This is a genomic window from Mangrovibacter phragmitis, assembly GCF_040429585.1.
GTDB lineage: Bacteria > Pseudomonadota > Gammaproteobacteria > Enterobacterales > Enterobacteriaceae > Mangrovibacter > Mangrovibacter phragmitis.
In genome coordinates this window covers 4,164,398-4,177,155 of sequence record NZ_CP134782.1, presented here as the reverse complement: position 1 = coordinate 4,177,155, position 12,758 = coordinate 4,164,398, and the positions used below count along the sequence as shown (strand labels likewise).

General features: G+C 50.8%; 14 protein-coding genes. 8 read left to right on the top strand and 6 right to left on the bottom strand.

Translation table 11 applies throughout. From position 1 onward, the window contains the following. Positions 1–49: 49 nt before the first annotated feature. Complete coding sequence (locus MPHASIOC01_RS20280; protein ID WP_197499284.1) at positions 50–931, bottom strand: LysR family transcriptional regulator; 882 nt, start codon at positions 929–931, stop codon at positions 50–52. Positions 932–1,033: 102 nt separating this feature from the next. Between MPHASIOC01_RS20280 and MPHASIOC01_RS20275 the strand changes: the two genes are divergently transcribed. After that, entirely contained in the window at positions 1,034–2,047 is a 1,014-nt protein-coding gene (locus MPHASIOC01_RS20275; RefSeq protein WP_353613157.1) for an aldo/keto reductase, read from the top strand. Positions 2,048–2,107: 60 nt separating this feature from the next. Here the strand turns inward: MPHASIOC01_RS20275 and MPHASIOC01_RS20270 are convergent, their stop codons facing one another. Further along, the gene (locus MPHASIOC01_RS20270) at positions 2,108–3,124 is read right to left on the bottom strand and encodes an NADP-dependent oxidoreductase (RefSeq protein ID WP_064599460.1); all 1,017 of its coding nucleotides are present in this window, start codon (positions 3,122–3,124) and stop codon (positions 2,108–2,110) included. Between the two features lie 93 nt (positions 3,125–3,217). On the opposite strand from MPHASIOC01_RS20270, the gene MPHASIOC01_RS20265 reads away from it, so the two are divergent. Next, entirely contained in the window at positions 3,218–4,120 is a 903-nt protein-coding gene (locus MPHASIOC01_RS20265) for a LysR substrate-binding domain-containing protein (protein ID WP_353613156.1), read from the top strand. A 183-nt stretch (positions 4,121–4,303) separates the two neighbouring features. Here the strand turns inward: MPHASIOC01_RS20265 and MPHASIOC01_RS20260 are convergent, their stop codons facing one another. Continuing rightward, the gene (locus MPHASIOC01_RS20260) at positions 4,304–5,230 is read right to left on the bottom strand and encodes an AraC family transcriptional regulator (protein ID WP_353613155.1); all 927 of its coding nucleotides are present in this window, start codon (positions 5,228–5,230) and stop codon (positions 4,304–4,306) included. 164 nt (positions 5,231–5,394) lie between these two features. Here MPHASIOC01_RS20260 and MPHASIOC01_RS20255 point away from each other — a divergent pair, with 164 nt between their 5' ends. From MPHASIOC01_RS20255 to yajD, 4 genes are all read left to right on the top strand, one after another. Beyond that, positions 5,395–6,141, top strand: coding sequence for an SDR family oxidoreductase (locus MPHASIOC01_RS20255; RefSeq protein ID WP_353613154.1), 747 nt, complete (start codon positions 5,395–5,397; stop codon positions 6,139–6,141). A gap of 17 nt (positions 6,142–6,158) precedes the next feature. Then, positions 6,159–6,872, top strand: coding sequence for an SDR family oxidoreductase (locus MPHASIOC01_RS20250; RefSeq protein ID WP_353613153.1), 714 nt, complete (start codon positions 6,159–6,161; stop codon positions 6,870–6,872). Positions 6,873–7,033: 161 nt separating this feature from the next. Next, entirely contained in the window at positions 7,034–7,243 is a 210-nt protein-coding gene (locus MPHASIOC01_RS20245; RefSeq protein WP_156519090.1) for a class I SAM-dependent methyltransferase, read from the top strand. A gap of 7 nt (positions 7,244–7,250) precedes the next feature. Continuing rightward, positions 7,251–7,598, top strand: a complete 348-nt coding sequence (gene yajD / locus MPHASIOC01_RS20240; RefSeq protein ID WP_036109773.1) for an HNH nuclease YajD — start codon at positions 7,251–7,253, stop codon at positions 7,596–7,598. A gap of 18 nt (positions 7,599–7,616) precedes the next feature. Here yajD and MPHASIOC01_RS20235 read toward each other — a convergent pair whose 3' ends face one another. After that, positions 7,617–8,558, bottom strand: coding sequence for a LysR family transcriptional regulator (locus MPHASIOC01_RS20235; RefSeq protein WP_353613152.1), 942 nt, complete (start codon positions 8,556–8,558; stop codon positions 7,617–7,619). Between the two features lie 161 nt (positions 8,559–8,719). On the opposite strand from MPHASIOC01_RS20235, the gene MPHASIOC01_RS20230 reads away from it, so the two are divergent. Continuing rightward, positions 8,720–9,469, top strand: a complete 750-nt coding sequence (locus MPHASIOC01_RS20230; protein ID WP_353613151.1) for an SDR family oxidoreductase — start codon at positions 8,720–8,722, stop codon at positions 9,467–9,469. Positions 9,470–9,521: 52 nt separating this feature from the next. On the opposite strand, the gene MPHASIOC01_RS20225 is transcribed toward MPHASIOC01_RS20230, so the two are convergent. After that, positions 9,522–10,970, bottom strand: coding sequence for a PLP-dependent aminotransferase family protein (locus MPHASIOC01_RS20225; RefSeq protein ID WP_064599471.1), 1,449 nt, complete (start codon positions 10,968–10,970; stop codon positions 9,522–9,524). Positions 10,971–11,166: 196 nt separating this feature from the next. Here MPHASIOC01_RS20225 and MPHASIOC01_RS20220 point away from each other — a divergent pair, with 196 nt between their 5' ends. After that, entirely contained in the window at positions 11,167–11,358 is a 192-nt protein-coding gene (locus tag MPHASIOC01_RS20220; protein ID WP_064599473.1) for a DUF1127 domain-containing protein, read from the top strand. A 67-nt stretch (positions 11,359–11,425) separates the two neighbouring features. Here MPHASIOC01_RS20220 and MPHASIOC01_RS20215 read toward each other — a convergent pair whose 3' ends face one another. Then, positions 11,426–12,751: a 6-phospho-alpha-glucosidase gene (locus tag MPHASIOC01_RS20215; RefSeq protein WP_064599476.1), complete on the bottom strand. Its 1,326-nt coding sequence runs from the start codon at positions 12,749–12,751 to the stop codon at positions 11,426–11,428. Positions 12,752–12,758: the final 7 nt, after the last annotated feature.

Sequence of the window (12,758 nt, the reverse complement as noted above, 5' to 3'; positions counted from 1 at the left end):
CGGGCGGGTTACCCTGGAAAAGCGTAGTCACGCTCTGGCATGGGGAATTCTATTTACGAATAAAATCCACAAATGCGCGCAGCGCCGTGGGCAGATGCCGCCGCCCGGAATAGTAGAGAAAAAAACGGCCTGGCGGCGTACTAAAAGCTTCCAGTAAAGAAACCAGCCTGCCTTCAGCTAAATCCTCTCTCACCATTGCTTCATAGAGGTAGGCAATACCTGCACCGTCGCGTGCAGCCTGGACCATCAGCATATCGTCGTCGAATACCAGGGGGCCAGAAACGGCGATGGACTGCGGCTTACCGGCAACCAAAAATTCCCAGTTATAGTAATGACCGCCTGGAAAGCGGCGACAAATACAGGCATGATTCAGCAGGTCTGTCGGTATGTTTGGCGCATTATACGCATTCAGATATGACGGTGCGGCAATGCAGACAAAGCGTTGCGAGGGACCGACAGGCACAGCGACCATATCTCCGGCCAGACTCTCGCCGAAACGGATGCCTGCGTCGAAGCCATCATCCACAATATCGACCAGACCATCGTCGGTCACAACGTCGACTTTCACTCTGGGATACTTCGCCACGAAACCCGGTAATATTGCTGACAGTACCAACCAGGCTGCCGGGCGCGGTACATTCAGACGAAGCGTTCCTGTTGGTACAGCCTGTAATGCCGTCACATCGGAGAGGGCATCGGCCACATCGCGGAGAGCAGGTGCGAGCCGGGCCAGCAGACGGTGGCCTGCCTCTGTTGGCGTTACGCTACGTGTGGTGCGATGGAGTAGTCGCACACCCAGACGTTCTTCAAGCCCGCGCAGGGCATGGCTCAGCGCTGAAGCAGATACCCCCCTTTCAGCGGCAGCCTTGCGGAAACTTCTGTGCCGTGCAACGGCTTCAAAGGCATCCAGTTCATGGAGATCGATTGTCATATTAATGAGAAATATTCAGTAGTTCATAAAAGATAACATAGCTTATCGTCTCATATATGGCGTGCCACAATGAAGTTGTCTAATTCATTGGGAAATTAAACGATGCAACAGAACAAATTGGGCAATGCCGATTTCACTATTTCTCCTGTCGGCCTGGGAACCTGGGCCATCGCAGGGGCGGGCTGGGAATTTGGCTGGGGAGCGCAGGATGACGCTGAAAGTCTGGCTGCGCTGGAGTATGCAGTAGAAAGGGGAATTAACTGGATAGATACCGCTGCCGTTTACGGCCTGGGGCACGCAGAGGAAATTGTCGGGCAGCTTTTGCGCCGGGTGCCGGCTTCGCGTCGTCCGTTGGTATTCACAAAAGGCAGTCTGGTTTGGGATCCGGCAACTCGGCAGATTTCGCATTCACTGGCACCAGACTCGTTGGCCAGAGAAATTGACGAAAGCCTGCGCCGCCTGCGTACAGAAACCATTGACTTGTATCAGATCCACTGGCCTGCTTTTCCTGCAGGCGGACCGGATGACGGCATTGAGGCCGCACTTGCTGCGGTAGACAAAGCACGTAAGCAGGGGAAGGTGCGTGCTATCGGTGTCTCCAATTTCGATGTGGCGCAACTCAAACGAGCACAGGCAGTGACGGATATTGTCTCACTACAGCCGCCTTATTCGGCGCTTATGCGTGAGGCAGAGTCCGACATCCTGCCATTCTGCGAGCAGACGAACACCGGCATTATCGCTTATTCAACTTTGCAATCGGGCCTGTTGAGCGGGGCAATGACGCGTGAGCGGATTGCCAGCCTCCCCGATGATGACTGGCGTAAATTCCGAAGTCCTGACTTTAAGGAACCGCGCCTGACCAGGAACCTTGCGCTGGTTGAAACCTTCCGTCGGATTGGTGAACGCCACGGTCAGACACCTGCGGCTGTAGCGATTGCGTGGGTGCTGAGACAACCAGCTGTATCCGGCGCGATAGTCGGTGCACGCCGTCCGGCGCAAATTGACGGATTGCTTGGCGCAGCAGAGTTCAGACTGAGCGAGGATGAACTGGCCGAAATTGTCCCGTTTCTGCCCGAAGGAATGGGTACTAATGTGCCTGAGGCCGCTGCCTCCTGAACCGCATCGAAACACTGCCATTCACATAACATCAGTGAATGGCAGGCAGGTGAAGCGAGATCAAAAATTTGTGAGCACAATCTTGCCCTGAATACTTCCCAACTCAGCGCGCTTATGCGCATCTGATGCCCTGGCTAAGGGATAGGTACTATCAACGACCACCCGGATAATTCCTTTATCCAGAAGATTACTGGCCTCAATAAGTTGCGCACCATCAGAACGTACTTGCGTTGATGATACGGTAATACCCTTTTCAACGGCCTCATTCTGTCCGGAAAAACCCAAAGGATTAACCAGAAATAATGCTCCGCCCTGTTTGATGCAACCAAGGAAGCGCTCCATGTTTGGGCCACCAACAGTATCCAGGACGAGATCGACATTTTTTACTACAGTCTCCGCTGCTTTTTGGGTGTAATCGATGAACTCATCTGCACCCAGATTGCGTAAAAGTTCTTCATGCCGGGACGATGCAACGGCAATAACTCGTGCCCCTTTCCACTTAGCTATTTGTACGGCAAGATGCCCCACGCCACCGCCAGCACCATTTACCAGTACTGTCCGGCCTTCCAGTGAAACAGGTGTATGCTGAAATGGCTGAAATGGATTTGGTGCGTTGTGACCCAGTTCGACAAGAAATTGCCAGACTGTAAGCAGCGACATCGGCGCACCAGCAGCCTGAATATGTGTGAGCCTGTGAGGTTTGAATGCGACCTGTGATGCAGGAATACTCACATAGTCTGCGTAGGCACCGCTGCCATTCATTATCCCTTCCGGGAAACGCACCATTGAATAGACCTCATCCCCTGGGCTGAATGCAGAGACATTTTCACCGACTGCTGCAATGACTCCTGATACATCAGTTCCGGGGATGAGTGGAAATGTTGGTTTTGGCCACCATTCAGGCGGAAGCGCCCGATAACCGTCTCGCAAATACAAGTCAGGGGGATTAACACCGGCTGCATGTACATGTACAAGTACTTCGTCGCTTCCCACCGCAGGTACTGGCGCATCTTCATACAACAGGTTTTCCGGCCCGCCAAAAGCTCGCAGTTGTACTGCTTTCATTACGTCAGTCATTATCGTCTCACTTTAATAAAAGGACTTTCGTAACAAACAATATAACTGTTATCCAGGATTGATAATTGGGTTCAGTTTCGCTTTAATTGTGCCATGAAGGAACAAATTGGTTTTGAAAGGCTCACGGGTCTTATTGCATTTGCTCGCGCTGGTTCTCTCGGCAGCTACACTGCTGCGGCACGCTCTTTGTCCATTTCACCTTCAGCGGTAAGTAAGAGCGTTCAACGACTGGAACAGCTTCTCGGGGTCACTTTATTTATCCGTACCACTCGCTCTCTGGTTTTGACTGAGGAAGGGCGCGAGATTCATGAGCGGGCACTACGGCTGTTGCGCGATGCTGATGAGATTGAGCAACTGGCAAAGCGCGCTCATGCTGAGCCAGCGGGAATATTGAGAATTGCGGCATCGTTACCGGTCGGTATTCATTTGATTGCGCCGGTTATTCCGCAGTTCTGCGCAATTTACCCAAAAGTGAAGATTGACTTACGGTTAAGTGATCATGTGATAAGTATCGTTGATGAGAATATTGATATCGCCGTCCGGCTCGGCGAACTCGCAGATTCAAATCTGTTGTCACGCCATCTTTCTCCCTATCACATAGGTTGTTATGCTTCGCCTGAATATTTGGCCCGGCATCCCGCGCCGGAACACCCGTATGATCTGAATGAGCACAAAACGGTCAATCTGCGTTACCAGAATACCGGGCAGATTTTTCGTTGGCCGTTTCGGGTTGGCGAAAAGGAGATCGAAATTGTGCCTTCATCCAGTATTATTGTTGATGTCAGTGAAGCCGTTGTAGCGGCAATTACTGCTGGTGCCGGAATAGGGATGGTTGCGAGCTTTATAGCGGATTCGTGGGTAAAAGATAAAAAGTTAGTTACTCTGCTGGCGGGCTATACAGTAGAGCGGCATAATATTTCGGTACTGTGGCATGAAAGCCGGCGTTCTAATCCCGCAGTGCGGGTATTTCTGGATCATCTTTTTGAACATGTCTGAATTCTTAATACCGGTTTGAGTAAGGTATAGTCACCCAGTTGTATCTCCATTGGGGTACCCTCCGGGCAAAGCATTTTCGTGGTTCGAAGTGAAGGGGCTCACATTGCCTTACCTGCCATTCCGGTATTGGCAGGTTGAGATCGTATTAATATTAAATGCGCCGACATCGTGATCAGCATGAAATTATTCCGGCCAGTATGACTCAGCTTTAACCTTTAATAAATGGCGTAGACGGTGCGCTTCTTTTTGTGGGGGGCTACCAAAGAACCGGCTAAATTCTCTGCTGAATTGTGTCGGGCTGACATAACCAACCCTTAAAGAAGCTTCGCTGGCAGTGACATTTCGTTTTACCATTAAAAAACGCGCCTGGTGTAACCTGATAGAAATAAGGTACTGTTTTGGTGTTGTGCCAGTGAATGCTCTGAAATGGCGGTGAAAAGAAGGAATGCTCATCCCGGCTACTTTCGCCAGCATATTGATGTCAATATTATCCATAAACCGGGTATGCATAGTACGTATAGCCGCAGCAACTTGCCTGAAATGCCCCTTTCCGGAGAGCGCCGCTCTTATTGAGGCTCCCTGAGTATCAATCAGCACACGATAATAAAGTTCTTTCAGAATACCCGGCCCCAGAATTCTGGCTTGCTCCTCATCAGAAAGTGTTGTCAGAAGCCGATAAACCGTATCTGACAGCTCTCCTCCCAGCGGGGTGGAAAACATTATCCCTGCACTCTCATTATCGCTTATGTCTTTTCCCCCCATTTCAATCATTAATTCGGCGATAAGTGCGACATCGAGCGATACAGACATGGCCAGCAGAGGTTCCTCCTGGCTGGCAGTTGTCTGGCTGGTAAACGGAACAGGAACTGAGACAACCAGATAATGCCCGGCATCATAGATGAACGCCTGTCCGCCCATTAAGCCTGTTTTCTTTCCCTGCAGAACAATAACTATGCAGGGTTCATAAAGGACGGGTGTATGAGGCATAGATTCATTTACCCGCAACAGTTTGACCTCCTTCATCGGTGTACGTGAGTAGCCTTCATCCGGTGCAAGTGCCAGAAAGGCAGAGATCATTTTCTGTGTCAGTATTGATGGGAATCCGGACACTACGCCTCCTGTAAATACGAAAGGATAATTTCTTTCCCATTATTTCCGTGTGTCAAAAGTGATTATGAGAGAAATAGATAATGTTTGTACAGTAATCAACATTGTTACGTTTATCTGCTTCTCATATCCTTTTTGCCACGAAGGAAATGAGGAGAGGAGTAAACATGACAGATTTTTTAGGTTTGAAAAACAGAGTGGCGATTGTTACGGGGGCCGCTGGCGATATTGGCAGGGCGACAGTAAAGCTAATGCTGAGCCATGAAGTGAAGGTGCTGGCCCTGGATATTAACCCGGAGGTTCATTCTCTGGCCCGGGAAAATCAGGTGGTGACTCATATTTGTGACGTCAGCCAGGAGCAGAAGGTTATCGACGCTGTGAAGCTCGCACAGGCAGAATTCGGTGGGGTGGATATTCTCATCAACAATGCGGGTAAGACCCTGAATAAACTTGCTACCGAGACATCGGCTGAAGAGTGGGACAGCATTATGGCCATTAATGCCAGAGGATATTTTCTCCTGAGTAGAGAAAGCCTGAAGGTCATGCAGCCCCGCAGACAGGGAGCGATTGTCAATGTGGCGTCCGTTGTGAGCATGGTTGGTATGAAAGCAACTTCGGCTTACTCGGCTTCTAAAGGCGCAATAGCCCAGTTGAGCAAAGTGCTGGCTCTGGAAGCGGCTGAGTATGGTATCCGGGTTAATGCGGTGGCACCCGGCGTCGTCGAAACGAATATTCTTTCCGGTATCGTGGAAGACAGCCGTGCCACGTTGTCCAGCTATGGTCATGTTCACCCACTTGGACGAGTGGCTCAGCCGGAAGAAATTGCCGAAGCAATTACCTGGCTTGCATCACCTAAAGCCAGCTTTGTTACGGGAACAATATTAATGGCAGATGGCGGTTATACCGCACAGTAACCAGGAGCACAGCAATAATGAAAAGACAGCGTATTTTGATTGTTGGGGCTGAGAAAGGGCTTGGGCTGGGGCTGACAGAAGCTTATTTGAAAAAAGATTGGGAAGTTTTTGCCACGCACTTACCAGATGCTGATGTATCTTCCCTGCTTGCTCTGGAAAGGGATTATCCGGATAACCTCACGACCGGCGAGATTGATGTAACTGATGCGAGCCATATCAGGCCCTTTATCGACAGCCTTGGTGCACGGGCGTTTGACATTATTTTTATGGTTGCAGGGATCTACGGACCCTTGCATCAGTCCGTGTTGCGGGCGTCGGATGCTGAATTCCAGCAAATAATGATGACCAATACCTTTGGGCCTGCCCGTCTGGCCAGACACCTTCTGCCGTTCATGAAACCTGCCAGCACGCTGGTTTTTATGTCGTCACACCGGGGCAGCATTGCGGGCAATACCGAACCTGGCATAGGTCTGGAGCTCTACCGTGCCAGTAAAGTGGCGTTGAATATGCTGGCTCGTTGTATTTATATGGATCTGAAACAGGGTGAACATACTGTACTGTCTGTTCATCCGGGCTGGGTCGCGACAGCGATGGGCACGCTGGACGGCGCAGTTGAAGCAGAGATTGACGTGAAAACCAGCGTCAACGGAATGGTTAATGTCATTGAGCTACACCGTAATGATAAAAAACATCTGTTCCTTGACTATGAAAATAACACCTGGCCCTGGTAAAAAACGGCGAAACGAGCCAGCAATATCGCTGGTTATTCTTTCAAACGTCTGCCTGGCGCACAGTGGGCATTTTTTCTCTGGTACGGCATTCACACAATAACCCAACATCATTTCTTTATCTGACGGCCGCCTTCCCGTTGAAATTGTCCGCTCAGTTTCTTATGGGGGATATGTGCCACTTTTTTCAGCTACAGAATTCCATGTTCGAGTTGATTATTGATGGCAGTTGTCTTCATTGCCTGGTCAATGAGGCGCGGCCTCGCTGTTTTTCAGAAGTGAGAAGGTTACTGACACCAGCAGGCCGGTTTGTTCGCCAGACACTTTCCCCCGTTATGGGATATAGTGTGAAATTATTTCTACTCGACAGGTAATACGGCAATGGCTCTGATCCCTAAAAACTACGCACGGCTGGAAAGTGGCTACCGTGAAAAAGCACTGAAAATCTACCCGTGGGTGTGCGGGCGCTGTTCACGCGAGTTCGTGTACTCCAACCTGCGTGAATTAACGGTTCACCATATCGATCACGACCATACCAATAACCCGGAAGATGGCAGTAACTGGGAATTATTGTGTCTGTATTGCCATGATCACGAACACTCGAAGTACACGGAAGCGGAGCAGTACGGCACAAGCGTTGTGGCAGGGGAAGATGCACAAAAAGACGTTGGTGCTGCCACCTATAACCCATTTGCCGATTTAAAATCGATGCTTAACAAGAAAAAGTAGTACCAGCTATGCCTGCCACTATTTGCCCGGTTGATGAATGCCAGGTTGATGAGGCGCACCCGCCACACGTTGCGGAAAGAATTCCAGCAGCCATTCAATAAACACACGTAACCGGTGTGTGACGTGGCGGTTTTGTGGGTAAACCACATGGAAAGGATAGGGTGCCGGGCGCCACTCCTGCAGAATTTCTGTCAGCACACCGGCTTCGATTGCCTTTCCGGCACAATAACGGAATGTCTGTACAATCCCTATCCCGGCCAGGGCTGCCGCCAGGTGTGCATTGCTTTCGTTAACACCAATACGGTGGTCAATCTTAATTTCTTTTCTCTCTCCCTGGCGTTCGAAGCGAAACGGTGTGGCCTTGCCATTTTGTGGCGATACATAGCTCACCAGCCGGTGCCCGTTTTTCAGTTCCTCTGGGGTAGCCGGTGTCCCGTAGCATTTGAGGTAAAATGGAGTGGCGCAGGTAACGAAAGTGGCGGAGCCAATATAACGGGCAACCAGCGACGAGCTTTCCAGTGCGCCACCGCGAATCACGCAGTCCACGTTATCACTAACCAGGTCCACTGAGCGGTCTGAAACGCCTAAATCAAAGCGAATATCGGGGTAACGGGCCAGAAAATCCGGCAGAGCGGGAATTAACACATCGCAGGCAGTGGAACTACCGATATCAACACGTAACGCTCCACGTGGTTTGCTGCGTGCGGTACTGAATGCGTTGTCGATATCTTCCAGGTCGCGCAATATTCGCGTGCTCTTTTCATAATACTCATGGCCCTCTGGCGTGATTGTTACGCGGCGGGTGGTGCGTTGCAGTAAACGAACGCCAAGGTGTGCTTCCAGTTCCTGAACCAATTTACTGACCGTGGCGTTAGGCATATTCAGTGAATCTGCCGCCCGGGTGAAATTACCTGACTCCACAACCCGGGCAAATACCCGCATGGCTACCAGTTGGTCCATTTTCACCTCCACGTATCAGTTTTTCTTGATTATACACACCTGTGAATAGTCATTTTAATTTTTCGCTATTTTTCAATAAATATGCCCGCGGTACTGTAGCGCCATACACCGCACACATCGGGCGGGTTGCTAAATAAGACTGCTGAATAGAGGAAATGAAAATGAGCAAACAACTGAACGGTAAAATTGCATTAGTTACCGGTGGCACCAGTGGAATTGGCCTGGCAACAGCAAAAGAGCTGGTGGCACAAGGTGCCCGGGTATTTATCACTGGCCGCCGCCAGCAAGTGCTTGACTCCGCCATCGCGGATATCGGCGGCAGTGTTACCGGAATTCGAGCCGATGCATCGGTACTGGCAGACCTCGATAAGGTTTACGCGCAAATCGCGAAAACAGCCGGGAAACTGGATATTCTCTTCGCTAATGCAGGCGGTGGCGATATGCTGCCTTTGGGCGAAATCACCGAAGAGCATTTTGACGACATCTTCGGCACCAACGTGCGTGGCGTGTTGTTCACCGTGCAAAAAGCACTGCCGTTGTTGACGGACGGCGCGTCCGTCATCCTCACCGGTTCAACCACCTCAGTGAAAGGGACTGCCAGCTTTAGCGTGTACAGTGCCAGCAAAGCCGCTGTGCGTAATTTTGCCCGCTCCTGGGTGCTGGATTTGAAAGTGCGCAATATCCGCGTGAACGTGGTCAGCCCGGGCCCAATCCGTACACCGGGTCTTGGCGGCCTGGTGCCTGACGAATACCGCCAGGGGTTATACGACACGCTGGCAGCTCAGGTGCCGCTGGGCCGCCTGGGTGAAGCATCAGAAATTGGCAAGGCTGTGGCCTTTCTTGCCTCCGATGCAGCAAGCTTTGTGAATGGCATTGAACTGTTTGTTGATGGCGGCATGGCGCAAATTTAAGTGAGTGAAACGCCGGGCTGTTGCGCACATCCTTGTGCAACTGCCTGGCGTGTCAGACCGGCGCTTTCGGTGGTGTGAGTGTATTAGCGTCCTCCAGCGCTTCATACACCACATTACCAATCTGGCGCAGGGCTTCCCGGTTGGTTTCCGTTAATGGCTGGGCACAGTTAATCCGCAGACAATTACGGTATTTGCCCGATGCCGAAAACATCGAGCCCGGAGCTACCTGAATTTTAAGCTTTGCCAGGCAGCGAGAAACACACACCATATCCACCTGTTCGGGGAGTTCTATCCATAACATGTAGCCACCTGCCGGGCGGGTAACACAGATGCCATCGGGGAAATCCTGGCGAACCCAGCAGGTCCAGGCTTCCATGTTTTGCTGGTAAACCCGGCGCATACGGCGCACATGGCGGGTATAATGCCCGTCACGAATAAACGCTGCTACCGCCAACTGTGTGGCAGGAACATTAGTGCCTGCGGTGGCATATTTGGCGTGCAGTACCCGGTCAAGATACCGGCCCGGTGCAATCCAGCCCACCCGCAAACCCGGTGCCAGGGTTTTGGAAAATGAACTGCACAACAACACGCGCCCGTCTATATCAAAAGATTTAACGGTGCGTGGGCGCGGGTAGTCGTTAGCCAGTTCACCATAAATATCGTCCTCAAAAATCACAATATCATGGCGTTGCGCCAGAGAAACAACGGCGCGCTTACGGTCGTCCGGCATGATAAAGCCCAGGGGATTATTGCAATTGGGCACCAGAATAATACCTTTAATGGGCCACTGTTCCAGCGCCAGTTCCAGTGCTTCAATACTGATTCCAAGGCAGGAGTCCGTTGGAATTTCAATGGTTTTAATACCAAAACCACGTAACATTTGCATGGTGCCGTAAAACGAGGGTGACTCAACCGCCACAATATCACCGGGCTTGCACACCGCCAGCAGGGCGGCACTGAGCGCGCCCTGGCAGCCGCTGGTAATGACGATGTCATCGGCACTAACCAGGGTGCCGCTGTCTACCATTAAGCGGGTAATTTGTTGACGTAATTCGGCTTTTCCTGCCAGGTCGTCATAACCCAGTACGGTATCAGGATTGTGTTGCACCTGGCGGCTTAATTCACGCCACAATGGTTTAAGTGTCGTCTGGCTCAGGTCAGGTGAGCCACTGCCCAGCGCCAAAACTGTTTTATCTTTCCGGCTTTCCAGCAGGGTCATGATTTCATCCCACTGTGTGACATCCACTGGCCGTTGTACCGGGCGGCTCATTGCGGGGACGGGGGGTTGTGCTTTACATGGCGCAACAAAGTAGCCTGAACGGGCCTGGGGAGTGATCAGCTGCAGGTTTTCCAGTACCTGGTAGGCCTGCTGAACCGTACTGATGCTGACACCGTGCTCGGCGCTTAATTGTCGCACCGACGGTAATTTCTCTCCACTCTTCCAGAGCCCCTGTTCAATGCGCTGAGCAAGCAGTGTTGCCAGATATTGGTAACGAGTCATGCTGTATCCTTATGCTGTATCCCTAATTGATGCCATACAGAAGAGAAAACCAGTACAGACTGGGTGAAAAAACACCATGCAGATCTCATATTGAGTTATCTGTACGGTAAAGAAAAGTAATTTTTGCATCTGTATTGGTGCGGCCTTTCCCTGCGATGATAAAGCCACGGCATCAAGATGGGGGGGCAGGCAGATAATGGAGTTTTATGAAAACCGTTCCAGGGCACCGTTTAAAGGCTTTGTGCTGATTTGGCAGGCATGGAAACACTGGCGGGCGCGCCGTAAAACACAACGTGTGTTATCGCATTTAAGTGATGCGCAGTTAAAAGATATTGGGTTGTCGCGCAGCGACGTTGCCGACCCGATGGACAGAGCCTGGCCGCGTTAATATTCAGGCTGAATGGCACTGACGCAGGGCTATATGAATGGGCCTGCGCCAGTGCGTTACGCTGTGTTTAGTGCAATTCCGGCCACCAGGCTTTGTTTTCAGTAATCAGTGCATCTAATATCCTGCGGGCTTTTTTCGCATCCACAATAGTACGGTTTAATGTCAGCGCCTGTAATGCTTTGGTGTAAGACCCTTCGAACCAGGCCTCAACTGTTAAGCGTTCATAGGCGAACTGTTGTTCGATAAGCCCTTTATAAAAGACCGGAATTTTACCTACGCCATAAGGCCTTGGCCCATGGCAACCGATTTCTGCGGTAACTTCCACCATCACATCATCATCAAGGTTTTCCACCAGACCCTGGTTAGGCACCATGACAATAAATTTCTTTTTCAGGTTAAAGGCGATGGATTCCGCGAGTTCGACAATCATGTCGCCGTGCGCATCATTATGCACAACATGAACATTCCGGGTGGTACCTTCTGCTACTGCCTGGCGGCATTCATCAAAAACCCGTTTTTCCCGCCCGTCCATTACTTCGTTAGCGCGGGTATAGTGGGAATTGAGCTTGCTCAGTTTATATTCAGGATAAAGATAATATTGCAGATAGGTATTTGGCAGGTAATCCGGGAAATCGCGCAACATATCCGCGACTGCGGCGTAGGTTTCCAGCCAGGATTTATCCCGCTGTTCGGCATCAACCGGTTTGAAACCATTCTCAGCAATAAAGGATTTCAGTACCGGAGCCAGATCCTGGCCGTGTTCATCGTATAAATGAGTAAACCAGCCAAAATGGTTCAGGCCAAAATAGACCGGGTCAAAGGTTGACGGGTCTTTGCCCAGCAGGCGTCCATAGGAACGCAGCAGGTTGACGGGCTGGTCACAAATATTCAGCAGGCGCTTTTCGTCCGGGAAGCGTTTATTCAGGGCATCAGCAACAATCGCGGCCGGGTTGGTGTAGTTAAGGATCCAGGCGTCCGGTGAATACTGGCGCACCTGTTCGACCAGGTCAATCATGTCGCCAATGGACCGCATACCATAAGCAAAACCTCCGGCCCCACAGGTTTCCTGGCCAATCGCCCCCAGGCTAAGAGGGATCTTTTCGTCCTTCTCCCTCATGGCAAAACCGCCAGTACGCATTTGGCAGAAAATAAAATCCATATCGCGAAAGGCTGTTGCTTTATCCGTTGTGTAAGTAAATTCTAATTCCGGATAAGATTCACTGAATAAAACTTTGGCAAACTCACCAATCACTTTCTGGCGTTCTTCATTGATGTCAAACATCACCAGTTTTTTTAATGGCAGGCGAGATTTTAATTTACATAACGCTTTGAGCAGACCTGGCGTCCAGGTGGAACCACCACCGACAAGGACAATATTAAATTCTTTCTTCATTGCGAAT

What these genes read in the sequence shown, in the direction of transcription:
- MPHASIOC01_RS20280 (WP_197499284.1), bottom strand. Translation starts at nt 931, where the DNA reads ATGACAATCGATCTCCATGAACTGGATGCCTTTGAAGCCGTTGCACGG.
- MPHASIOC01_RS20275 (WP_353613157.1), top strand. Translation starts at nt 1,034, where the DNA reads ATGCAACAGAACAAATTGGGCAATGCCGATTTCACTATTTCTCCTGTC.
- MPHASIOC01_RS20270 (WP_064599460.1), bottom strand. Translation starts at nt 3,124, where the DNA reads ATGACTGACGTAATGAAAGCAGTACAACTGCGAGCTTTTGGCGGGCCG.
- MPHASIOC01_RS20265 (WP_353613156.1), top strand. Translation starts at nt 3,218, where the DNA reads ATGAAGGAACAAATTGGTTTTGAAAGGCTCACGGGTCTTATTGCATTT.
- MPHASIOC01_RS20255 (WP_353613154.1), top strand. Translation starts at nt 5,395, where the DNA reads ATGACAGATTTTTTAGGTTTGAAAAACAGAGTGGCGATTGTTACGGGG.
- MPHASIOC01_RS20250 (WP_353613153.1), top strand. Translation starts at nt 6,159, where the DNA reads ATGAAAAGACAGCGTATTTTGATTGTTGGGGCTGAGAAAGGGCTTGGG.
- MPHASIOC01_RS20245 (WP_156519090.1), top strand. Translation starts at nt 7,034, where the DNA reads ATGGGGGATATGTGCCACTTTTTTCAGCTACAGAATTCCATGTTCGAG.
- yajD (WP_036109773.1), top strand. Translation starts at nt 7,251, where the DNA reads ATGGCTCTGATCCCTAAAAACTACGCACGGCTGGAAAGTGGCTACCGT.
- MPHASIOC01_RS20235 (WP_353613152.1), bottom strand. Translation starts at nt 8,558, where the DNA reads ATGGACCAACTGGTAGCCATGCGGGTATTTGCCCGGGTTGTGGAGTCA.
- MPHASIOC01_RS20230 (WP_353613151.1), top strand. Translation starts at nt 8,720, where the DNA reads ATGAGCAAACAACTGAACGGTAAAATTGCATTAGTTACCGGTGGCACC.
- MPHASIOC01_RS20225 (WP_064599471.1), bottom strand. Translation starts at nt 10,970, where the DNA reads ATGACTCGTTACCAATATCTGGCAACACTGCTTGCTCAGCGCATTGAA.
- MPHASIOC01_RS20220 (WP_064599473.1), top strand. Translation starts at nt 11,167, where the DNA reads ATGGAGTTTTATGAAAACCGTTCCAGGGCACCGTTTAAAGGCTTTGTG.
- MPHASIOC01_RS20215 (WP_064599476.1), bottom strand. Translation starts at nt 12,751, where the DNA reads ATGAAGAAAGAATTTAATATTGTCCTTGTCGGTGGTGGTTCCACCTGG.